Source organism: Ochrobactrum sp. PL_is483 (genome assembly GCF_055816855.1).
This window is the reverse complement of sequence record NZ_JBVPGS010000038.1, coordinates 49531-72803: the sequence shown is the minus strand read 5'-3', so window position 1 is coordinate 72803 and position 23273 is coordinate 49531. Positions and strand designations below refer to the sequence as shown.

Below are 23273 nucleotides of genomic sequence, written 5' to 3'. Positions count from 1 at the left end.
TTGAATTCCCACTATCAGACTATTTCGCGAAATATTCGCCGAGGATATCCACCTCTTCGGCCACACCGAACACCAGCGCGCTGCGCTCGTGATAGGTTTGCGGCACGATATCGAGGATGGGCATTGCACCATTGGTTGCCTTCCCGCCCGCCTCGCGGGCGAGAAAGGCAATCGGATTGGCTTCGTAGACGAGCCGCAGGCGGCCCTTTTCGTAACCGGGGCGGCTGTCATTCACATAGAAGAACAGGCCCCCGCGCTGCATGATGCGGTGCATGTCGCCCACCGCCGCACCAAGCCAGCGCATGTTGAAATTGCGCCCGCGCGGACCATCCTTGCCGTTATAGGCATCGTCCACATAGGCCTTCATGCCGGGGGACAGGTGACGATAAACGGACGCATTGAACGCCAGATCGGACGTGCGTTCCGGCAGCGTCACATTGCGGCGCGTTATGTGGAAAATCCCGCTTGCCGGATCGAAGGTCGCGAAGATCACGCCTTCGCCGACCGAAAAGCCGAGATCGACCGAATTGCCGTAGGACACATAACCCGCTGCAATCTGGCGGTTGCCGGGCTGCAAGAACGGCTCTTCCACATCGGCGGGGAAGATCGAGAAGATCGTGCCAAGCGGCGCGCCAAGGCCCACATTGCCCGAACCGTCGAGCGGATCGATGGCGACAGCAATCAGCCCATCGGCCTTGCCTGCAACGGGAAGATCAGCTTCCTCCGAAAGAACGGAGGCGGCACCCGCCGCAATCAGCAACTCGACGAACAGGTTGTGCGAACCGACATCGATGCATTTCTGCTGGTCCTGATCGCTGTTGACGCCAACGAGCTTGCCCGGATCGCCGGGCAGCGAGCCGCGGGCGATGCGACCGGCAAGCCGCGTCGCGCCAGCCAGAATAGCCTTGATCGCATCGGCGGTCGCAAGGCGCAAAGCGTCCTTGCCAGCCCAGTTGTCGAGATAGGCGCCGACCGCTTCTGCTTCCACACGGTCGCTATCGCCCACCAGAACCAGCGGAGAAAAATTGCCAGCCATCGTCATTTACCCTGCTCCAGCAAGAATTTTGCGCGGGCGACAATCGCCTCTGCCGTGATGCCGAATTTCTCATAGAGCACTTCGGCAGGGGCCGAAGCGCCGAAACCGTTCATGCCGATCACATCGTCTTCGCTGTCGACATAACGCGTCCAGCCGAACTTGCCTGCGGCTTCCACGGCGATGCGCGGCGCATCGCCCAGAACGCCCTTGCGGTATTCCTTGCTCTGCTTTTCGAACAGGTCCCAGCTCGGCATGGAGACGACCGCGGTTGCGACGCCTTCCTCGGCAAGCTTTTCGGCAGCCTTCACAGCGAGCGAGACTTCGGTGCCCGTGGCAAGCAATGTGATCTGGCGCTCGCCCTTCGCTTCGCGCAGCACATAGGCGCCGCGTGCGGAAAGGTTCTCGCCATTGTCGGTGCGAAGCTGCGGCACATTCTGGCGCGACAGGGCCAGCACCGAAGGCGTGTGCGGATCGGAAACCGCAACAGCCCAGCATTCCAGCGTTTCAATCGTATCCGCCGGGCGGAACACATGCAGGTTCGGCATGGCGCGCAGGCTGGCCAGATGTTCGACCGGCTGATGCGTCGGGCCGTCTTCACCAAGGCCGATGGAGTCATGCGTCAGCACATGGATGACGCGCACGCCCATCAGCGCCGAGAGGCGGATGGCGTTGCGGGCATAATCGGAGAACACCATGAAGGTGCCGCCGTAAGGAATGAAACCGCCATGGACGGCAATGCCGTTCATGGCCGCGCCCATTGCGAACTCACGCACGCCGTAGCTGACATAGCGGCCGCTCTTTTCCGGCGTGAAATCGCTGTCGACAGCCGGAACGCGGGTGAGGTTCGAGTGGGTAAGGTCGGCCGAACCGCCGATCATTTCCGGGAGCGCCGCCGTCAGGCTTTCAAGCGCGATCTGGCTTGCCTTGCGGGTCGCGACATTCTGCGGCTTGTCGAGAAGGCGCTGCTTGGCGTCCGCGACAACCGCAGCAAAGCCTTCCGGCAGGACGCCAGCGATACGGCGGTCGAATTCGGCGCGTTCGGTTGCAGGCAGCGCGTCGACACGCTTCTGCCAGGCTTCGCGTTCGGAGGCGCCGCGCGCACCGGCTTCGCGCCAGGCATTGAGCAAGGGAGCAGGAATTTCAAAGGCTTCCGCCGTCCAGCCGAGCGCGGCCTTGGTGGCGGCATTTTCAGCGGCACCGAGCGGCGCGCCATGAACGCCGCTCGTACCGGCGCGGTTGGGCGAGCCATAACCGATGACGGTCTTGAGCGCGATCAGTGTCGGGCGGTCTGCTTGTGCCTTTGCGCGCGTCAGCGCGGCATCGATGGCGTCGTGATCGTGGCCGTCGACCTTTTCGACATTCCAGCCGCAGGCCTTGAACTTGGCCGGAATATCGTCGGTGAAGGCGATTTCCGTGCTGCCGTCGATGGTGATGCCGTTGTCATCGTAAAGCACGATCAGCTTGCCGAGGCGAAGATGGCCGGCAAGCGAGATCGCTTCCTGTCCCACGCCTTCCATCAGGCAGCCGTCGCCGCAGAAAACATAGGTGCGATGATCGACAATATCCTTGCCGAACTGGTCGGCAAGCGCGCGTTCGGCGATTGCCATGCCGACCGAGCTTGCAAGCCCCTGACCGAGCGGCCCGGTGGTCAGCTCGACGCCTTCGGTGTGGCCATATTCCGGGTGACCGGCGGTCTTGGAACCCCATTGGCGGAAGTTCTTCAGCTCGTCGATGGACACGTCCTTGTAGCCTGCCAGATAAAGCGCGCTGTAAAGCAGCATCGAGCCATGGCCGTTGGAAAGCACGAAACGGTCACGGTCCGCCCAGTTGGGTGCCGAAGCGTCGAATTTCAGATGCTTCGAGAACAGAACGGCTGCGGCGTCCGCCATGCCGAGCGGCATTCCCGGATGGCCGGAATTGGCGGCATCGACGGCATCGATCGAGAGAGCGCGAATGCAGTTGGCGAGTTGCAGCATATCTGTTACGGGCGGGGCGAAGTTCATCGGCGGCAACCTCCTGCCAAAAGCAAAGCCTTGAGCATTTCCGGCAAGCGGAACCCGGTTCCGGTGCCGTATGCGTAAAAACAACAAAGTTCGGGCGCATTGCGCTCGCACTGCCCGAGATTTGGCGACCCTTTCAGGACCAGCCTCCCAGGCACCAATTCCGGTAACACCGTTTCAAAACCATAACAATACGGCCATAACATTATAACGATTTAAATGTGATATTGAGTGTGATTTTTCTTTTCACACCCCTGTTTTGGAGGCGCCGAAGGGCACAAATTGCAGCTTCCGCGCCGCGACTCACCGTCAAAACGCAAGAAAGCAGTTCGTGGACGGCCACGAACTGCTCTGTAATCGAGCGTGGAAATGAGTTGCGTTACGCGCTGGCCATGCGCTGGCGGCGTTCCCGCAAAAGCATCGGGCCGTATTCCAGAACGTAAAGCCCGAAAGCCCCCATCCAGAGCAAGGCCGATGCGGCGAGGATGGTGTGGAAGAAATTCGGCATGACTTCCGCCAGTGGCCGGATCAGCGCCGCCGCGACGAGGCAGACATATGCCGCCTGCGTGACGGGCGATGCCGCCAGTTCGCGCCCGGTATGGCCGCGCGTCGCCCGCGTCATGACGGCCAGCATCATGCAGCCCATCGCGCCGACCGTAATCACGTGCAAGGCCGAATAAGGGTTGAGGCGATCGATGGCCGAAAGGCCGATGGCGATGAAACCGAGCGGGATGAACGCATAGGCGACGTGAAGGACAAGCAGGAGCTTTTCCCGCGCGACCGTCCATCCCCGCCAGCGGTAAAGCCGCACGATATGAAACAATGCCGCAATCCACGCCAGCACCGCCGTTACCGTCTGGTCGGGCGCGGCGATCCAGCCGATGCAGGCAGCCACGCCGACGAGAATGCTAAAACCGTCATAACGGTTGAACGGCACTGGAAAGCGCGTCTTACCCATCTTGTTCAACCAATTGCGGGTGAAACTTGGCACGATGCGCCCGCCGATCACCATGACCAGCAGCACATAGGCGCTGACCCCGATGCGGTTGGCCAATGCCACGTCGCCGTCGGTCAGGATCAGATAATGAAAGACCAGATTGGCGACCATCACCGTCGCCACGCCGGACAGCACCTTGAGGTTCTTCCATTGGCGCCCGGCGATGATTTCGCGCGCGCAGATGAAAAGCAGCATCGGCAGAAACAGGCTTTCGACCGCGACGGCGAACCGCACATCGATAAGGTCAGGCTCCAGAAAGATGAGCCGTCCGGCAAGCCATACGCCGACAAGTATAGCGAGCGGCGTTCCCGACACGGGCAGGCCTCCGGTCCAGTTCGGAATGGCCGTCAGTAGAAAGCCTGCGAGAACGGCGGAAGAAAAACCGAACACCATTTCATGGGCGTGCCAGTTCAGTCCGCCATAGGAGCCGCCGAGCGGCATTCCAAGCGTCAGCGACAATATCCACAAAAGCATGGCCATGACGGCCCATATGGCCCCGCCCAGAAAGAATGGGCGGAAGCCATAGCTGAGGAGGACGGGACCGGTCATTTTCAGTCCGCGCGGCATACCTTTTTGATCGGATGGCATCGCAGCAGGTACTGCCTGCAGGCTTGGCTGTCTGGTCATGATGTCCTCGTCATGAAGCCGATTCAAGTTTCGGCTCATCGAGAGTTTCCGGTTAGAGCGCGTTCCGATCTGATTGCATCAGATCGGCGCTCTAATCTCTTCTATTTCGAGCATAATCTTATTTGGCGCTGGCGATAACCTTTTCCAGCCGCTCCTGAACGACCTTCGGCTTTTTGGCCGAAACGATCTGTTCGAGATTGGCGGGGCTGTCGCCCACCGCGATCAGCGCGATCATGCCCATCGCATAATGCGGAGTGCACTTTACCAGATAGGCGCCGGGCGTGGTAACCGTCAGCACGTAATTCTCATTGATCTTGCTTTTGAATTTCTCCGCACCTTCGGGGATCATGTCCTTGATGGATTCGACATTGTGCCCCTTGTCGACCGGCACGAAGGTAATCGTGTCGCCGGGATTGGCCTTGATATAGGCAGGCTCGAAAACCATGGCACCCTCGGCGCCCTTGTTGAGCATGTGGACTTCGATATTTTCCGCATAGGCAGGCACCGCCAGAAGGGCGGCAAGGCCCGCAGCGGCAAGTATGATTGCTGGTTTACGCATTCTGTCCTTCTCTCCACCGACATCTCGGTCAATCAGCGCATCCGCCGTCTTCGTTCGATGCGCCATGCCGAGAGATTTAAACCCTGCTAGATCACTCCACTTTGATCAGGATCAAAGAACCCGAGTTTTCCCGTCCGGATCGGATAGAATGCCCTTTTGCCGCAGTCTCCGGCGCGGCCGTCCGGCATGACAAGCCTGCATGCATCTTGTATGCATTTCAGAAATGAAATCAGGCACCATGCCCTTGAACAACCAGGGAACGACAGAATGAGCGATACCATTTCGATTTCGACGGAAGAACTTGCCGGGCTTGTGGGGCAAATCCTGAGCAGGGCGGGTTTCAGCGCCGATAATGCCGCAGCCATCGCCAGAACCATTGTGGCGGGTGAGCGCGACGGCTGCAAATCCCATGGTGTCTATCGCATCGAGGGCTGCCTGCGCACGCTGAAAAGCGGCAAGGTGGTGGCCGATGCCGAACCGGTCGTCACGACGGATGACAGCGCTGTGGTTCGTGTCGATGCCAAAGGCGGTTTTGCCAATCTGGCCTTCGAGCGCGGCACCCCTGCCCTCGTTGAAAAGGCGCGCAAGCTTGGCGTCGCCGTGCTTGCCATCAATGATTGCACCCATTTCGCCGCCCTGTGGCCGGAAGTCGAGGCGCTGGCCGAACAGGGTCTTGCAGCAATCGCCATGTGCCCGAGCTATGCCACCGTCGCCCCCGCAGGCGGAACCAAACCGCTTCTCGGCACCAATCCCTTCGCCTTCGGCTGGCCTCGCCCCGGCGATTACCCTTACGTGTTCGACTTTGCCACCAGCGTTGCCGCGCGCGGCGAACTGGAGCTTTACCGCCGCGCTGGCAAGCAATTGCCGGAAGGCTGGGCCATCGATGCCGATGGCAACCCGACCACCGACCCGGAAGCTGCCCTTGCGGGCGCGATGCTGCCCTTTGGCGGGCACAAGGGATCGGCCATTTCCACGATGATCGAACTTCTTGCCGGTGCGATGATCGGCGATTTCACCAGCCCCGAAGCGCTCGAATTTCTCGGCACGACGACGCTCGCGCCGCGCCATGGCGAACTCATCATCGCCTTCGATCCGACCCGCATGGCGGGCGGGCGCGGCAACCCGCAGGAACGCGGCGAGATGCTGATCGAGGCGATTGCCGGACAGGGCGCGCGCCTGCCCTCGCAGCGCCGCTTTGCCGCCCGTCGCGATTCACTCGCCAAAGGCATTACGCTTGCCGCCGCCGAAATGGCGCTTCTGGAGAAGCTCAAGGAACAAGGGCTGGACGCAGTTTCCTGACCAAACAAAAAGGCGCCGAAACCCGGCGCCTTTTCTTTATCCGCATCCGTGTAGGTTTCAAGCCGCGTATTTCGCAGCCGCGCCGCCCTGCTTGACCCAGCCGGCATACCAGTCCTGGAACAGCTTGAGCTGCGCTTCGCAATAGCCGCGCTGGCTGTCGGAAAGCTTGTCCGTCTCGTTGAAATGCAGCTCATATTCCGGGTTTCCGGTCAGAACCATCATGTGCTTGTAGAAGAGAACGAGGTCCGGCCCTTCATCGAAGGACGAGAGGACGTTGAGCGCGGCTTCCAGTTCCAGCGCCAGCTTGCGCGCCTCGACATCGCCTGCCGCTGCCGCCTTCGACAGCGCCACCAGATGCTGCACTTCCTTCGGCAGCACATTGCCGATGCCGGTGATCGCGCCGACTGCGCCGCAATTGACGAAGCCGTGGAAAACGCCGGTATCGACGCCAACCATCAGGATCACGTCATCGTCGGCGCTGGTGATGTTTTCAGCGGCATAGCGCATCGGTTCCGCACCGCCGAATTCCTTGAAGCCGATGAGGTTCGGATGCTCAGCCCGCAGCGCGAAAAACAGGTCGGCACGGGTCGCGAAACCGTAATAGGGGCTGTTGTAGATGACAGCCGGAACATCTGGAGCAGCCGACAGGACCGCCTTGAAATGCGCCTTCTGCGCCGTGATCGACGAGGCGCGCGAAAGCACGCGCGGGATGACCATCAGGCCCTTGGCGCCGACTTTCTGGGCGTGCGCGGCATGGGCGGCGGCGATCTTCGTGTTGACCGCGCCGGTGCCGACGACGACAGGCACGCCAGCCTTGGCCAGCGCCTCGACGCCTGCCATGCGGTCCTCGTCCGAGAGGAGCGGCCAGTCGCCCATGGAACCGCAATAGACAACCGCAGACATGCCCTTCGCGATCAGTTCCTTGCCCTTGCGGACCAGCGCATCGAAATCCGGCGTGCGGTCGGGCTTGCAGGGGGTCATGAGGGCCGGAATGCAACCGGCGAAAATGTTAGAGGTCATAGCGTCGTTCCTTGGACGTTTTTCCTTGAGCGTTTCTCACGCGGGCTGGATCTACAATCGGTCTGCCAAACCTTGTATTGAAATCAAATATACACTTTGTATTTTTCTTGTCGACCAAAATTTTGTTTCGGGTTAACACTACAGTTGCAAATTCGTCAGGCCGTGGCGAAAAGAGTGATTTTCGAGTACCGGAGCGCAGCGTACTTAAAGGTACGTGAGCACCGGAACGCAGACAAAATGCTCTTTGCAGCCCGGCATCACGAGGAATGCAACTGTAGTGTTAGGATTGCTTGACCGGTGGGACTTAAACTGCTGTTAGAATGCCGTTATGCCGCGCCGCACACACCGCAAGAGGACAGAAAGATCATGGACAAAGACGACGCAAGCCAGACAGCCGACCGGAAGAAGGGTTCGGGCGTCAAGCTGGTTTACGACGTGCTGCGCGACGAGATCATCGATCTTTCGCTCGCGCCGGGCAGCCCCATCGATGAAAACCAGCTGGCAGAGCGCTTTTCCATGTCGCGCACGCCGATCCGCGAGGCTTTGGTGCGGCTTGCAAGCGATGGCTTCGTGACCACGCTTCCCAACCGCTCGACGGTTGTTTCCAATATCGATTTTCTGAGCCTGCCCGCCTTTTTTGACGCGGTGACGCTGATGTACCGCGTGACGACGCGGCTTGCCGCGCGCAACCGGACCGACAAGGACCTTGAGACTATCCGGGCGCATCAGGAGGCTTTTGCCCGCGCCGTTCGCTCACAGAACGCGCTGGAAATGATCGCGACCAACCGCGATTTTCATGCAGCCATTGCCGAAGCGGGCCGCAACCCGTTCTATACCTCCTTCTTTTCGCGGCTTCTGGATGAAGGGCGCAGGCTGCTGCGCCTCTATTACCAGTCTTTTGCCGACCGCCTGCCGGAGCGCTACGTCACCGAGCATGAAGACATGATCCGCGCCATCGAAGAACGCGACGTCGACACCGCCGACCTGCTTGGCAAGGCGCATGGCGACCAGATCGTTCATCAAATCCGCAAGCTGATTGCAGAAGACCGCCGCGACCAGCTCGATTTATAGAACTACATTCCCGGCAGGGAGGCCGCCGTCAGACGGCTTCCGGCAATCGTCGCGCTTCCATCACCCGGTCGCACCATCCGAGCACGGCCTTGCTGTCCGGGGCCAGCAGAACGCCGCAATCCCCGGCAAAGTCGTTCCAGCCCTCCACATAGGTCTCGCGCACCACGGTCAGCACCGGAACCTGGCGCGCATAGGCCGTTTCGATGACGGAGCGGAAACCGTGCCCTTCCGTCTCGCCCTTGCCGAAACGGTTGAGGATCAGCATCTCGGCGCCATCATCGAGTTCGGCCAAAAGCGAGCCTGCCACATCGGCAAGCGCCGCCGGATCGAGACGGCATCCCCTCGACCCCGAACCGAGCGACTGCGAAATAATCTGCGTGACACCGGTTCCGATATGCTCGATCTCGATATCGCGGCAGCATTCCTCCCCGCCGGTTTCACGGTGCTGGAGAAAGCCCGCCACGCGCAGGCCCGCCCGCCTTGCCTGCTGCGCCACGCTCGCCAGAAGCTGGTCCACCGGCACATCCTTTGCGGCGAGGATGGCCGCAAGGGTCGGTTCGTGGCTCATGCCCCGGCTCCTTCGTTCGACAGGAGATCAATGCCGGTAATGTCGGCATCGGCTGCGAGGATCGCGATATATTGCGACACGGCCTTGGACCAGGTGGAGGCTTCCAGCCATCCGGCAATGCGGTCGGCCACATAGTCGAACGGCAGTTCCTCGCCCTCGATGCGGCGGTCGAGCCGCACGATATGAAAACCGAAGCGGCTTTCAATGGGGGCAGCGGTGATTTCACCGGGGGTCATCCGCTCCAGCGCCTTTTCAAATTCGGGCACCGTGCTGCCGCGCGTGAGCTGGCCCAGATTGCCGCCCTGCGCGCCCGAAGGACAGGACGAATATTCATGCGCGACCGAGGCGAAGGTGGCCGGATCGGCAATCACCGCGGAAGCCAGACGCGATGCGGTCGTGCGAGCCTTTTCGCGGGCCTGGCTGTCGGCAGGGTCGGCGGCGAGCAATATATGGCTCGCCTCCAGAATGGGCGCACTGGTGAAACGGTGGCGGTTGTTTTCGTAGAAGCGCAAGGCTTCCTCGCGGCTTGCCGAAGGCACCTCCACTTCCCGTTCGATCACCATGCGGACCAGCGCGTCCTCGTCGGTTTCGCTGCGGCCTTCGGCGTCCTTCTCGCGCTCGGGGACGATGCCCGTTTCTCTTGCGCGCTGCAAAAGCAATTCCCGCACCGCGAGCGCGCGAGCGGCAGCAAGCAATGCCGCGCCCGGATTGTCCGACGGATGGTTTTGCGCCTCCGTCAGAATGTCGGTTTCGTTGATCGCCACGCCATTGACGGACACCGCATCGAAAACCGGACGCGGCTTTGGCGGCACCCGCGTATCCGGCTCCTGATAGGTGGTGTAGCCGGTCGGGTGATTGTGCTGCCCGGCAGCGGGTTGTTTCCGGTCGAAAAGCGTCACCATTAGCCTTACTCCGCAGGGACGCGCACAGGCGCTCTATGGTTGCGCTCGCGCACGACCTGATAGCCCGGACGCCAGATATAGCGCACCGGCGCGCTCAGCATATGCACAAGGCGCGTGAACGGGAACAGCAGGAAGATGGTGAGGCCCAGGAAAATATGCATCTTGAAGACAAACGACGCATCGGTGATGTAGCTCGATGCAGCCGGGTTGAAAGTGAAGATGCCCTGCGCCCAGTTCATGAATGTCACCATTTCCCCGCCGTCGATATGTTGCAGCGAGACCGGAATGGTGCCGAGGCCCAGCAGAAGCTGCACCCACAACAGCATGATGATCAGCGTGTCGGTGGGCCTTGACGATGCGCGCACGCGCGGATCGAACAGGCGGCGATGCACCAGCATGGAAGCGCCGATAATTGCCATCACACCGGCGATGCCGCCCGCGACGACGGCAAGAATCTGCTTTGCCTCGTGGCTGACGCCAAGCATGTCGAAGACCCAGATCGGCGTCAGCAGGCCGACGAAATGACCGGCGAAGATGAACAGCACGCCAAGATGAAACAGGACCGAACCCCACATGAGCTGCCTGCGCCGCAAAAGCTGGCTTGAGCCCGAACGCCATGTGTAAGGCTCGCGGTCGTAGCGAAAGATCGAGCCGAGCGCGAGCACGCTCAACGCGATGTAGGGATAGATGCCGAAAAGAAACGTATGGAGATAAGCCATTTTCCGTCTCCTATAGATGTGAAGGGTTGGACGGGGCGTCGGGCTTGCGCTGTGCCGCACGCATCTGCATGCGCAACCGGTCCGGGCCGCAGGAATTTTCGCCCGCATTGCCGCCGAACGTCACCGCTTCTTCTTCCCAGATGCGGTCGAGCGCGGCGAGATCGTTCGGGTCGTCTTCTTCCTGCCGAAGCAATTCTCCGACGAGGTTCTTGTCCGGCTTGGCATTGGCGACATGCAGCAAGGTCGCGAAGGCATTGGCATAGGGCGACTGCCGCTTGCGCAGGCGCTCGCCGATAGCCGCCGTGATATGGCCGGTCTGGGTGAGAAGATCGTGGATTTCTTCGGCTGAGCGCGTCGACAGGAATTCAAGGAACAGCGGCAGATAGTCCGGCAGTTCCTTGGCATCCACCACAAAGCCGTTGTCGTCATACATCTTCATGAGATCGACCATGGCCTGTCCGCGGTCGCGGCTTTCGCCATGCACATGCTCGAAAAGATGCAGCGACAGCGACCGCGTGCGGTCGAACAGATGCACGTAACGCTCCTGCGCCTCATAGAGATCGCAGTCGCAGACATAATCGACAAGGCTGTCGAGAAGCCTGCGGATGCCGGGGGAAAGGTTTTCCCCCGCCAGCGCTTCTTTCAGTTCCTCTCCGCCCAGTTGCAGCTCAGCGCTCGGATAGGAGAGCAGCAGCGAAATGATTTTCAGGGTCTTGTTCATTACACCTGCTCCCTGAAAATATCGGTTGGCGTCTGGACGACCTTCTGGCGCTTGGCGCCGAACAGGTCTTCCGTCGACGTTCCGCCCGAGCAGCCATTGCCGAAGGTGAAGCCGCAGGAGCCGCGCACGTCATAGGCGTCCTCGGTGATTTCACGATGCGTCGTCGGGATGACGAAGCGGTCTTCGTAATTGGCAATCGCCATGATGTGGTACATTTCCTCGATCATCGCGCTGCTCATGCCGACACGGTCGGCAATCGCCTCGTCGATGACGCCATCGACGGTCTTGGCGCGCATATAGGCGCGCATGGCGAGCATGCGTTCCAGCGCCGAGATGACCGGCTCTTCCTTGCCTGCGGTCAGCAGATTGGCGAGGTAGCGGACCGGGATGCGCATGGAGCGCACATCCGGCAGCGGGCCGTCCATGCCAAGCTTGCCAGCAGCGGCAGCCGATTGCAGCGGCGAGAGCGGCGGCACATACCAGACCATCGGCAGGGTCCGATATTCTGGATGGAGCGGGAAGGCGATCTTCCAGTCCATCGCCATCTTGTAGACCGGCGAGTGCTTTGCCGCTTCCAGCCATGCTTCCGGCACGCCGTCCTTGCGCGCCTGTTCGATCACGGCAGGATCGTTCGGGTCGAGGAAGATATTGAGCTGTTCTTCGTAGAGATCTTGCTCATTGGCCGTGGACGCGGCCTCCGAAATGCGGTCGGCATCATAGAGCATCACGCCGAGATAACGGATGCGGCCCACGCAGGTTTCCGAACAGACGGTCGGCTGCCCCGCTTCGATGCGCGGATAGCAGAAGATGCACTTCTCGGACTTGCCCGAACTCCAGTTGTAATAAATCTTCTTGTAGGGGCAACCGGAGACGCACATGCGCCAGCCACGGCACTTTTCCTGATCGATCAGGACGATGCCGTCATCCTCGCGCTTGTAGATCGCCCCTGACGGGCAGGCCGCAACGCAGGTCGGGTTGAGGCAATGCTCGCACAGGCGCGGCAGATACATCATGAAGGTGTTTTCGAACTGGCCGTAGATTTCCTTCTCCACGCCCTCGAAATTGTAGTCCTTCGAGCGCTTGGCGAACTCGCCGCCGAGAATTTCTTCCCAGTTCGGGCCCCATTCGATCTTTTCCATCCGCTCGCCCGAAATCAGCGAGCGCGGGCGGGCGGTCGGCATGGTCTTGCTTTCGCCTGCCGTCTGCAGATGGCCGTAATCGAAGTCGAACGGCTCGTAATAATCGTCGATTTCCGGCAGGTCGGGATTGGCGAAAATCTTGGCGAGGATGCGCCATTTCGCGCCCATCTTCGGCTCGATCTTGCCGTTCTTCTTGCGGACCCAGCCGCCGTTCCACTTCTTCTGGTTTTCCCAATCCTTGGGGAAACCGATGCCGGGCTTGGTCTCGACATTGTTGAACCAGGCATATTCCACGCCTTCGCGGTTGGTCCAGACGTTCTTGCACGTCACCGAGCAGGTGTGGCAGCCGATGCACTTGTCGAGATTGAGCACCATTCCAATTTGCGCACGGATTTTCATTCTGCTGCCTCCTTCACGGCGGAGTTGCGGTTGCCTTCTTCAAGCGGCCCTTCCATCCAGTCCACATGGTCGAGCTTGCGCACGACCACGAACTCGTCGCGGTTGGCGCCAACCGTTCCGTAATAGTTGAAACCATAGGACTGGTGGGCGTAGCCGCCGATCATATGCGTCGGCTTGGTGATGATGCGGGTGACGGAGTTGTGAATGCCGCCGCGCTGGCCGGTGAGCGGCGAGCCGGGCGTGTTCACGATCTTCTCCTGCGCGTGATACATGAAGATGGTTCCATCCTTCATGCGCTGGGAGACGACCGCGCGGGCCACGATGGCGCCGTTGGCGTTGTAGACTTCCACCCAGTCATTATCGACAATGCCAGCCTTCGCCGCATCCGGCTCCGAAATCCAGACAACCGGCCCGCCGCGATTGAGCGTCAGCATGAGCAGATTGTCCGAATAGGTGGAGTGGATGCCCCATTTCTGGTGCGGCGTGATGAAGTTCAGCACCAGATGCGGCTGGCCGTCCGCCTTTTCGCGGATTGCCGGGTTGACCGTCTTGGTGTCGATGGGCGGGCGATAGACGCAGAAGCCCTCGCCGAAGGCGCGCATCCACAAATGATCCTGATAGAGCTGCTGACGGCCGGTCAGCGTGCGCCAGGGGATCAGCTCATGCACATTGGTATAGCCTGCATTGTAGCAGACATGCTCGGATTCCAGCCCCGACCAGGTTGGCGAGGAGATGATCTTGCGCGGCTGCGCGACGATATCGCGATAGCGGATCTTCTCGTCTTCCTTGGGAAGAGCCAGATGGGTGTGGTCGCGTCCGGTGAATTTCGACAGCGCTTCCCATGCCTTCACCGCCACTTCGCCGTTGGTTTCCGGCGCAAGCGACAGGATGACCTCGGTTGCGTCGACATCCGTATAGATGCGCGGACGCCCTTCGGTTGCGCCCGGCTCATGAACCTTGCCGTTCAGCTTGCCGAGAAGCTCGACCTCATGTTCGGTGTTCCACGAGATGCCCTTGCCGCCATTGCCAAGCTTGTCGAGAAGCGGGCCGACGGAGGTGTAGCGCTTGTAGAGGTTCGGATAATCGCGCTCCACGACCACGACCGATGGCATGGTCTTGCCGGGGATCGGTTCGACCTCACCCTTCTTCCAGTCCAGCACGTCCTTCGGCTGGGCCAGTTCGCCCGCCGTGTCGTGCAGGGTCGGCACAAGAACGATATCCTTCTCGACGCCCAGCACTTCCGGCGCCACTTCCGAGAACTTCTTGGCGATGCCCTTGAAGATTTCCCAATCGCTGCGCGCTTCCCAAGCCGGGTCGGCAGCGCTCGACAGCGGATGGATGAAAGGATGCATGTCGGAAGTATTGAGGTCGTTCTTCTCGTACCAGGTGGCAGTCGGCAGAACGATATCGGAATAGACGCAGGTCGTGGACATGCGGAAGTCGAGCGTGACCAGAAGGTCGAGCTTTCCTTCCGGGGCCTCGTCGTGCCACACGGCCTCGCGGCTTTCCTGCGCGCCTTCCTGTCCCAGATCCTTGCCAAGCAGTCCGTTGGACGTGCCAAGCAGATGCTTCAGGAAATATTCATGCCCCTTGCCCGACGAGCCGAGCAGGTTCGAGCGCCAGACGAACATGTTGCGCGGCCAGTTGGCCTCGTGGTCCGGGTCCTCGCAGGACATGGTGACGGTGCCGTTCTTCAAGGCATTCGCGATGAAGTCCTTCGGCTCCTTGCCCGATGCGGCTGCTTGCTTGGCAAGCTCCAGCGGGTTGGTCTGGAGCTGCGGCGCGGAAGGCAGCCAGCCCATCCGCTCGGCCCGGATATTGTAGTCGATCATCGTGCCTTCCCACGCGCCGTCCGGCGCGGTGGGCGAAAGAATGTCCTGCACTTTCACGGTTTCGTAGCGCCACTGGTCGGTATGCGCATAGAAGAAGGAGGTGGAGTTCATGTGGCGCGGCGGGCGGTTCCAGTCCAGCGCGAAGGCGAGCGCCGTCCAGCCGGTCTGCGGACGCAGCTTTTCCTGCCCCACATAATGGCTCCAGCCGCCGCCCGACTGGCCGATGCAGCCACACATCACCAGCATGTTGATGATACCGCGATAGTTCATGTCCATGTGGTACCAGTGGTTGAGACCGGCACCGAGAATGACCATGGAACGGCCATTGGTCTTTTCGGCATTGGTGGCAAACTCGCGTGCGACCGCAATGATCTGGTCGCGCGGGACGCCCGTGATCTTCTCCGCCCATGCCGGGGTATATGGCAGGCCCTCATCATAGGACTTGGCGGAGTTCTCGTCGCCAAGCCCGCGATCGAGGCCGTAATTGGCGGCGAACAGGTCGAACACGGTCGCGACCAGCACATCGCCCTTTTTCAGTTTCAGCTTGCGGGCCGGAACCTTGCGCACCAGCACGCTGTCATGGTCGGTGCCTTCGAAATAATCGTGCTCGCGATTGCCGAAATAGGGGAAGGCCACATCGGCGACGGCATCGTGCGCGCCCGCCTCAATGAAGCTCTTGGCAAGTTCCACGTCCTTGCCCTGGCCGTCCTTTTCTTCAAGGTTCCACTGGCCGTCATTGCCCCAGCGGAAGCCGATGGAGCCTTGCGGCGCAACATAGGTGCCCGATTTCGTATCATAGGCGACGGTCTTCCAGTCGGGATTGTTGGCCTCGCCAAGATCGCCCTTCAGGTCGGAAGCGCGCAGGAAGCGGCCCGGCACATAGCGGCCGTCCTTCTTCGTGAGCATGACCAGCATCGGGAAGTCGGTATATTTGCGGCAATAATCCTCGAAATAGGAAACCTGCCGGTCAAGGTGATATTCGCGCAGGATCACATGGCCAAGCGCCATGGCAAGTGCCGCGTCGGTGCCTTGCTTCGGGTGCAGCCACAGATCAGAGAATTTCGCGGCCTCCGAATAGTCGGGCGAGACCACGACCGACTTGGTGCCCTTGTAGCGCACTTCCGTATAGAAATGCGCATCCGGTGTGCGGGTCTGCGGCACGTTGGAACCCCAGAGCATCAGGAAACCGGCATTGTACCAGTCTGCCGATTCCGGCACGTCCGTCTGTTCGCCCCATGTCATGGGCGATGCGGGCGGCAGGTCGCAATACCAGTCGTAGAACGACATGCAGACGCCGCCCAAGAGCGACAGGTAACGCGAGCCCGCCGCATAGGACACCATCGACATGGCCGGGATTGGCGAGAAGCCGATCACGCGGTCAGGCCCATAGGTCTTGGCCGTATAGGCATTGGCGGCAGCGATGATCTCGTTGACTTCTTCCCACGTGGCGCGCACGAAACCGCCAAGGCCACGCACCTTCATATAGTCGGCGCGCTTGGCGGGGTCCTGCTGGATCGCGGCCCATGCCGCGACCGGCGTTTTCAGCACACGTTCCTTGCGCCACAGTTTCAGGAGGCGCGAGCGGATCAGCGGATATTTCACGCGGTTGGCCGAATAGACGTACCAGCTATAGCTCGCCCCGCGCGAACAGCCGCGCGGTTCGTGGTTCGGAAGATCGGCGCGGGTGCGCGGATAGTCCGTCTGCTGGGTTTCCCAGGTGATGATGCCGCCCTTGACATAGACCTTCCACGAGCAGGAACCGGTGCAGTTCACGCCATGGGTGGAACGCACGATCTTGTCGTGCTGCCAGCGCTTGCGATAGGCGTCTTCCCAATCACGGTTTTCGTTGGTGGTGACGCCATGGCCTTCCGAGAAGGTGCCGACATTCTTGCGGGCAAGAAAGTTCAGGCGATCGAGGAGTAGACTCATGATTTTATCCTCACTTTAGTTCGTTAGGCAGCAGCAGCTGCTGGCTTGCTGCGATGCTCCACGTCGTAGAGCAGCCCGCCTTTTCGGGTGTAGACGCCCCAGGTGATGACGAGGCATGTCACGTAGAAGATCAGGAAGGCCCACAATGCTGCTTCCGGCCCGCCGGTCATGCTGATCGAGGTGCCGTAGCCCTTCGGGATGAAGAAGGCGCCGAAGGCAGCAATGGCCGAGGTGAAGCCGGTGATGGCCGCGGATTCCTTGTCCGCTTCGTGGCGGCGTTCTTCCGGGGTGGCATTGGGCATCAGCCGCACCATTTCCTTCGACATGATCGCCGGGATCATCTGGAAGGTGGAGGCATTGCCGATACCGGTTGCGAAAAACAGCAGCACGAAGGAAGCGAAGAAACCCCAGAACGCATTCGGCTGATCCTTGATGCCGACGAAGTAGAGCACGCCCGCTACGCCCACCATCATCAGCACGAATGCCCAGATGGTGACGCGCCCGCCGCCATACTTGTCCGCCAGCCAGCCCGAACCCGACCGCGACAGCGCGCCGACCAGAGGCCCCAGGAAGGCGAATTGCAGCGCATTCACTTGCGGGAACAGGATGTTGGTCAGAAGCGGGAAGCCAGCCGAATAGCCGATGAACGAACCGAAGGTTCCCGTATAGAGCCAGCACATGATCCAGTTGTGCCTGCGGCGGAAAATGACGGCCTGATCGGCAAACGAAGCCTTGGCCGAAGCGATGTCGTTCATGCCGAACCAGTTGGCGAAAGCCGTGACGACGATGAACGGCACGAAGACGAACCCGGCATTTTGCAGCCACAGCGGTGCGCTGCCCGCTTCGGTTGCGACCATGGCCGGATCGCCGCCAAGCTTGCCGAAGATACCGGCGGTAATGACCAGCGGCACCACGAACTGCACGACGCTGACGCCGAGATTGCCGAGTCCCGCATTGAGCGCTGCCGCATTGCCCTTCTCGTGCTTGGGGAAGAAGAACGAGATGTTGGACATGGAGGAGGCGAAGTTGCCGCCACCGAAGCCGCAGCAGAGCGCGAGCAGAAGGAAGATGAAGTAAGGCGTATCCGGGTTCTGCACCGCATAGCCGATACCGATGGCCGGGATGACCAGCGACCAGGTGGTGAGCGTCGTCCACAGGCGACCGCCGAAGATCGGCACCATGAAGGAATAGAAGATGCGGAAGGTCGCGCCCGAAATGCCGGGGAGTGCCGCCAGCCAGAAAAGCTGGTCGGTCGTGAACTGGTAGCCCACCAGCGGCAGCTTCGCCACCACCACGGACCAGACCTGCCAGATGGCGAAGGACAAAAGAAGTGCGGGGATCGAAAGCCACAGGTTGCGCTTGGCGATCTTGCGTCCCTTCTGTTCCCAGAAAGCCGGATCGTCCGGACGCCAGTCGGTGAGGACGGAATCGCCCTTTGCCGGCTTGATTTCAGCCTTCTTCAACCCCTGCAATTCGGCAAAGGCCGGAAGTTCGCCGAAAGCCTTGCCTTGCGCGGCGCGCTCCATCTGGCGGATCGAGACATGCATCCACACGAAAGATACCGCGACAATGACGAAGAGCAGCATGAAGCAGCTTGTCCACAGGCCCGTCTGGTCGAGGATCACGCCGAACAGGATCGGCAGGATGAAGCCGCCGAGACCGCCGATCATGCCCACCAGACCGCCGACAGAGCCGACATTGCCCGGATAATAAACCGGAATGTGCTTGAAGACCGCAGCCTTGCCCAAGGCCATGAAGAAGCCGAGGATGAAGACGGTGACGGTGAAGCCGATCACGCCCATTTCGGCATGGAAGGCCAGCGGGCCGTTATCGCTCTGGATGACATAATCCGTCGGCGGATAGGACAGCACGAAGGTTGCGACCAGCGACACGGCGAAGGTCCAGTACATGACGCGGCGCGCGCCATAGACATCCGAAAGATGCCCGCCATAGGCGCGGAACAGGCTGGCAGGAACCGAAAAGAACGCCGCGATGATGCCTGCAAGACGAATATCGACGCCGTAGACATGGATCAGATATTGCGGCAGCCACAGCGCGAGAGCCACGAAAGCGCCGAAGACGAAGAAATAGTAAAGCGAGAAACGCCAGACCTGCACGTTCTTCAGCGGTTCCAGCTCCATCAGCGTGCTGGCGGGCTTTTCACCCTTGCGGCGGCGCTCGACCAGAACCGGGTCGTCGCTCGTGGTGAAATAGAAGATCAACGCCATGACGACCATCGCAGCCGCCCAGACTTCGGCAACCGCATGCCAGCCAAAGGCGACCATGACCATCGGCGCGAAGAATTTCGTCACCGCCGAGCCGACATTGCCCGCGCCGAAAATGCCGAGCGCGACGCCCTGCTTTTCCGGCGGATACCAGCGCGACACATAGGCGACGCCGACCGAGAACGACCCGCCCGCCACGCCGACGCCAAGCGCTGCAACCAGCATCTGCGGATAGGTGGTGGCGTAGGTCAGCAACCAGGTGGCAACCGCCGAAACCAGCATTGTGAGCGTGAAGATGGCGCGACCGCCATAACGGTCCGCCCAGATGCCGAGGATGACGCGGATCAGCGACCCGGTCAGGATGGGCGTGCCGACCAGCAGGCCGAACTGCGTTTCGCTCAAGCCCAGCTCGGACCGAATTTCAATGCCGATGATTGCGAAGATGGTCCAGACCGCGAAACAAACTGTAAAAGCGGTCGTACTCATCGCTAGCGCCGTTGTCTGCGCCCTGGGATTTTCCCCTGCGACATGTTGCATAGGCGTACTCCGAATTGAATACCATTGGGAGGTTTCGTATGCACTTATGCGTCGACTGTTGGATGAATACATTGATTAAGATCAATATCTCTGGACTATTCAAGTTGAATTTTAGTTTTTCGTGACTTAAGGGAAATAATAGACCAAGTTAGGCGCAAGTATTGATTAATGCATATTGCCTAATTGATATTTATCAATTATGTTAACGGGCTATAACTTGACCCCTAAAGTGAGGATTGATGCGGAAAGAAGAAATCGACGCGCTGAGAAATTTGCCGCTTTTCACGGACATGGCGGATGCCACGTTCGAGCGGCTGGTGCGTCCGAGCTTCGTGCAGTCTTTTCCGCCGCGCACGACCCTGATCCGGGAAGACGAGCCTGCGGACTTCCTGTTCGCGATCCTCGACGGGCTTGTGCTGATGTCGGCCAAATCGGACGATGGCGAGACCGCGCTGGAGATATTGCGCGCCGACGATATCTTCATTCTCGCAGCCGTGCTCAATGACGATGTGTGCCTGCAAACCGCGCAGACGCTCACGCCCACCCGCGTGCTGATGGTGCCCTCCAGCCTGGTGCGCGACCTGATGAGCGAGGATGTCGGCTTCATGCGCGCCATCGTTTTTGAAACCGCGCGCGCCTATCGCCGCCTGGTCAAGGAACTGAAGACGCAGAAACTGCGCAGCAGCGTGCAGCGCCTCGCCAACTGGATCGTCAAGGAATCGCTTCTGAACGACGGCGCCGATGTGGTGATGATCCCTTACGAAAAACGCACGCTTGCCGCCTATCTCGGCATGACACCGGAAAACCTGTCGCGCAATTTCGCGACGCTCGCCTCGCATGGCGTCACGGTGCAGGCCTCCGCGATCAAGATCACCAACAAGAACAAGCTGCTGCAATTTGCAGCCCCCTCCCACCTGATCGACAGGCAGGAACCGGCGCGCAGTTTCGACAAGATCTGAGATTGGCGGCCTTCATCTTTCTGTCAAACAGAACGACTATCCGGTGACTTTCTCCATCGAACGGGCCTCCGCCATGAAAGCACCTTTTATCGTCCTGTTTCTCGCTCTTGCAACCAGCGCCGTTGCGCAGGAATTGCCCAAGCCCGAACTGATCGGCGCTTTCACGCTGCCCACCGGCCTGAAAATCGGCGGCGTCGAGTTCGGCGGAATTTCCGGCCTCGATTACGATCCGCGTGAAGACGTCTATTACGCCATATCCGACGACCGTTCGGAAAATGCGCCTGCGCGCTTTTACAAGCTCAGGCTCGCCATCGACGGTTCCGGCGTGCAGGGCCTCGACATCGTGGAAACAATCACCCTTCTGGACAAAGCCGGCAAACCATTTGCGCTGAAGGATGTGGACCCGGAAAGCATACGCTTCAACGCAGCCACCGGCACCATCTACTGGTCAAGCGAAGGCGACAGGAACGGCAGACCGTTTGTCGGCGAAGCAAAGACCGATGGCAGCTTCATCCGCGAATTTGCCTTGCCGGAAGCCTACGTTCCCGACGAGGGCAAGACACGCGGCATCCGCAACAATCTTTCCTTTGAAAGCCTGACCATCACGCCGGACGGCAAGACGCTTCTTGCGGGCACGGAAAACGCGCTGATACAGGATGGAGACAAGGCGACGCTCGACCAAGGCAGCCGCTCGCGCATCATCGCCTTCGATCTCGCATCGGGCAATGTCACGGCGGAATATGCCTATGATACCGACCCGATCTTCACCAAGGCGACTGAGCCGCCCTTCTGGAACGATAACGGCATGTCGGAATTCGTTTCCGATGGAAACGATCTTCTCACCGTCGAACGCTCCTTCGCCATGGGTGTGGGCAACCGGATCACGCTTTACCGCGCCTCCTTCGATGGCGCCAGCGATGTGAAGGGCGTGCCGTCGCTTGCCAGCCAGCAGGTAACGCCGCTCGGCAAGAAACTTCTTCTACGGCTCAACGAAGGCGATTTCGGCCTCGACATCGACAATATCGAGGCCATCACCTTCGGGCCGATGGTTGACGGCAAGAGGACGCTCATCCTCGCCTCGGACAACAATTTCAGTCCCGGACAGGTTTCGCAGTTCATCGCCCTGAAGCTGCCCTGAAAAATAGTGACCGCACTCAGGTCCAGAAATAGCGCACGATGTGGAAGAAGACCGGGGCCGAGAAGACAAGGCTGTCGGCCCGGTCGAGCATGCCGCCATGCCCTTCGATCATGTGGCCCCAGTCCTTCACGCCGCGATCACGCTTGATGGCGGAGGCGACAAGCCCGCCGAAGAAGCCCATGATGCAGGATGTTGCGGCAAGCGCGCCCGCCTGAAGCGGCGAAAACGGCGTCAGCCAGGCAAGCCCTGCCCCCAGAAGCGAGGCGCTGGCGACCCCGCCGACAAAGCCTTCCCAGGTCTTGGACGGCGATATGGCGGGCGCGATGCGATGTTTGCCGAACAGCTTGCCGAAAATATATTGCAGCACATCGCTGCCCTGCACGGTGGCCACCAGAAAGGCGATCAAAAGCAGCTTCTTGCCGTCAAAGCCGGGAATATCCAGCGTCATCAGCGCGGGCACATGGCTGATGCAATAGACCGACAGCATGATGCCCCATTGCTGCTCGCTGATGCGCTCCAGAAAGCGCGACGTGTCGCCGGAAAGTGCCGTCAGCACCGGCATGGCGAGGAAGCAATAGACCGGGACAAAGATGGAATAGAGCCCGTACCAGTCGATCCAGATCAGGTAATACTGCACCGGGATAACCAGCAGGAACATGCCCAGCAGCACGCGATGGTCGGCGCGCCGCGTCTGCGTCAGCGTCGCATATTCGCGCAAGGCGGCAAACGAGATCAGCGCGAACAGCACGATCACCCCGCCCTTGCCGAACAGGAAGGCGACGCACATGGCGCCGACCATGATCCACCATGCCTTGATGCGGGCATTGAGATTGACCAGCGTGGAGGAAAGCGGCTTCGGCGCGCGCCATGAAAGAACACCGGCAACGGCGCTTGCCGTTGTCAGAACGCCCATGAGGCCAAGGAACAGTCGGGTTGTTTCGCTCATGGTTGTTTACCGTTGCGGGGCTGAATATCGAGAAGGCTCTGGCGGGCGCGGGCGAGAAATTCCTTGCGGTCCTCGCCCTCGCGAAGCTGGACCGGCGCGCCAAAGATGACGCGGCACAGAAGCGGCACCGGCAGCATCGCGCCCTTGGGCAGCACACGCGACATGTTTTCGATCCAGCACGGCACCAGTTCCACATCAGGGCGCGCCAGCGCCAGATTGTAGATGCCTGAGCGAAAGCGCAGCAGCGCCTCGTCGGTCATGTTGCGCGTGCCTTCCGGGAAGATGATGAGCGAATGGCCATCGGCCAGCGCCTTCAGCATCACTTCCATCGGGTCCTGCGTGCGTTCCACCCAGTTGCGCTCGACAAGCACGGTGCGCAGCAGAACTTCCGCCATGAACTGGCGCACGCGGTTGCCCCGCCAGTAATCCGCCCCGGCGACGGCACGGGTGCGGGCGCGCTCTTCCTGATCGAGACAGGAGGAAAGCAGGATGAAATCGCCATGGCTTGTGTGATTGGCAAAATAGATGCGCTGATTGCGCGACGGTCCGGTGCCGCTCCAGATGGGCCGCACGCCGGTAATCCCGCGCGACAGGATGGCCAGAAACGAACCGAAAATCGATTGAACCTGATGGCGGATCAGTTCCCGCAT

Annotated in this window: 18 protein-coding genes; 4 read left to right on the top strand and 14 right to left on the bottom strand. The window is 60.4% G+C overall.

Features of this window, described 5'->3' with window-relative positions:
• Window positions 1-19: 19 nt before the first annotated feature.
• The 4 genes from AC0TNJ_RS16035 to AC0TNJ_RS16020 form a co-directional block, all read right to left on the bottom strand.
• A complete protein-coding gene (locus AC0TNJ_RS16035; RefSeq protein ID WP_121986222.1) occupies window positions 20-1042 on the bottom strand; it encodes a class 1 fructose-bisphosphatase in 1023 nt (340 codons plus the stop codon).
• Window positions 1039-3039, bottom strand: a complete 2001-nt coding sequence (gene tkt, locus AC0TNJ_RS16030; RefSeq protein WP_473771665.1) for a transketolase — start codon at window positions 3037-3039, stop codon at window positions 1039-1041. Before tkt ends, AC0TNJ_RS16035 begins: the two co-directional genes overlap by 4 nt.
• A 376-nt stretch (window positions 3040-3415) precedes the next feature.
• On the bottom strand, window positions 3416-4660 hold the full coding sequence (locus tag AC0TNJ_RS16025) for an NnrS family protein (protein WP_473771664.1): 1245 nt from the start codon (window positions 4658-4660) through the stop codon (window positions 3416-3418).
• Between the two features lie 118 nt (window positions 4661-4778).
• Window positions 4779-5219: a pseudoazurin gene (locus AC0TNJ_RS16020; protein WP_473771663.1), complete on the bottom strand. Its 441-nt coding sequence runs from the start codon at window positions 5217-5219 to the stop codon at window positions 4779-4781.
• 267 nt (window positions 5220-5486) lie between these two features.
• On the opposite strand from AC0TNJ_RS16020, the gene AC0TNJ_RS16015 reads away from it, so the two are divergent.
• Window positions 5487-6518 carry an Ldh family oxidoreductase gene (locus AC0TNJ_RS16015; protein WP_473771662.1) on the top strand — a complete coding sequence of 344 codons (1032 nt, stop codon included), beginning with the start codon at window positions 5487-5489 and terminating at the stop codon, window positions 6516-6518.
• Window positions 6519-6575: 57 nt separating this feature from the next.
• Here the strand turns inward: AC0TNJ_RS16015 and AC0TNJ_RS16010 are convergent, their stop codons facing one another.
• Window positions 6576-7538 carry a dihydrodipicolinate synthase family protein gene (locus AC0TNJ_RS16010; RefSeq protein WP_473771661.1) on the bottom strand — a complete coding sequence of 321 codons (963 nt, stop codon included), beginning with the start codon at window positions 7536-7538 and terminating at the stop codon, window positions 6576-6578.
• Between the two features lie 366 nt (window positions 7539-7904).
• Here AC0TNJ_RS16010 and AC0TNJ_RS16005 point away from each other — a divergent pair, with 366 nt between their 5' ends.
• A complete protein-coding gene (locus tag AC0TNJ_RS16005) occupies window positions 7905-8609 on the top strand; it encodes a GntR family transcriptional regulator (protein ID WP_473771660.1) in 705 nt (234 codons plus the stop codon).
• 28 nt (window positions 8610-8637) lie between these two features.
• Here AC0TNJ_RS16005 and AC0TNJ_RS16000 read toward each other — a convergent pair whose 3' ends face one another.
• Genes AC0TNJ_RS16000 through AC0TNJ_RS15970 form a run of 7 tightly spaced genes read right to left on the bottom strand, consistent with a single transcriptional unit; the run spans window position 8638 to window position 19580 of the window.
• The gene (locus tag AC0TNJ_RS16000; RefSeq protein ID WP_473771659.1) at window positions 8638-9177 is read right to left on the bottom strand and encodes a DUF2478 domain-containing protein; all 540 of its coding nucleotides are present in this window, start codon (window positions 9175-9177) and stop codon (window positions 8638-8640) included.
• Entirely contained in the window at window positions 9174-10079 is a 906-nt protein-coding gene (locus AC0TNJ_RS15995; RefSeq protein WP_473771658.1) for a peptidylprolyl isomerase, read from the bottom strand. Before AC0TNJ_RS15995 ends, AC0TNJ_RS16000 begins: the two co-directional genes overlap by 4 nt.
• 5 nt (window positions 10080-10084) lie before the next feature.
• Window positions 10085-10798, bottom strand: a complete 714-nt coding sequence (narI, locus tag AC0TNJ_RS15990) for a respiratory nitrate reductase subunit gamma (protein ID WP_122001175.1) — start codon at window positions 10796-10798, stop codon at window positions 10085-10087.
• Window positions 10799-10808: 10 nt separating this feature from the next.
• The gene (narJ, locus tag AC0TNJ_RS15985) at window positions 10809-11519 is read right to left on the bottom strand and encodes a nitrate reductase molybdenum cofactor assembly chaperone (RefSeq protein WP_473768274.1); all 711 of its coding nucleotides are present in this window, start codon (window positions 11517-11519) and stop codon (window positions 10809-10811) included.
• Window positions 11519-13057: a nitrate reductase subunit beta gene (narH, locus tag AC0TNJ_RS15980; RefSeq protein ID WP_122001177.1), complete on the bottom strand. Its 1539-nt coding sequence runs from the start codon at window positions 13055-13057 to the stop codon at window positions 11519-11521. Before narH ends, narJ begins: the two co-directional genes overlap by 1 nt.
• Window positions 13054-16818: a nitrate reductase subunit alpha gene (locus AC0TNJ_RS15975; RefSeq protein WP_473771657.1), complete on the bottom strand. Its 3765-nt coding sequence runs from the start codon at window positions 16816-16818 to the stop codon at window positions 13054-13056. The genes narH and AC0TNJ_RS15975 overlap by 4 nt, the downstream gene beginning before the upstream one ends.
• Before the next feature lie 23 nt (window positions 16819-16841).
• The gene (locus AC0TNJ_RS15970; protein WP_473768277.1) at window positions 16842-19580 is read right to left on the bottom strand and encodes a nitrate/nitrite transporter; all 2739 of its coding nucleotides are present in this window, start codon (window positions 19578-19580) and stop codon (window positions 16842-16844) included.
• Window positions 19581-19819: 239 nt separating this feature from the next.
• On the opposite strand from AC0TNJ_RS15970, the gene AC0TNJ_RS15965 reads away from it, so the two are divergent.
• Window positions 19820-20539 carry a cyclic nucleotide-binding domain-containing protein gene (locus AC0TNJ_RS15965; RefSeq protein WP_473768278.1) on the top strand — a complete coding sequence of 240 codons (720 nt, stop codon included), beginning with the start codon at window positions 19820-19822 and terminating at the stop codon, window positions 20537-20539.
• 73 nt (window positions 20540-20612) lie between these two features.
• Complete coding sequence (locus AC0TNJ_RS15960; RefSeq protein ID WP_473771656.1) at window positions 20613-21677, top strand: esterase-like activity of phytase family protein; 1065 nt, start codon at window positions 20613-20615, stop codon at window positions 21675-21677.
• A 16-nt stretch (window positions 21678-21693) separates the two neighbouring features.
• On the opposite strand, the gene AC0TNJ_RS15955 is transcribed toward AC0TNJ_RS15960, so the two are convergent.
• The gene (locus AC0TNJ_RS15955) at window positions 21694-22623 is read right to left on the bottom strand and encodes a phosphatidate cytidylyltransferase (protein WP_122001182.1); all 930 of its coding nucleotides are present in this window, start codon (window positions 22621-22623) and stop codon (window positions 21694-21696) included.
• A complete protein-coding gene (locus AC0TNJ_RS15950) occupies window positions 22620-23273 on the bottom strand; it encodes a lysophospholipid acyltransferase family protein (RefSeq protein ID WP_121981106.1) in 654 nt (217 codons plus the stop codon). The genes AC0TNJ_RS15955 and AC0TNJ_RS15950 overlap by 4 nt, the downstream gene beginning before the upstream one ends.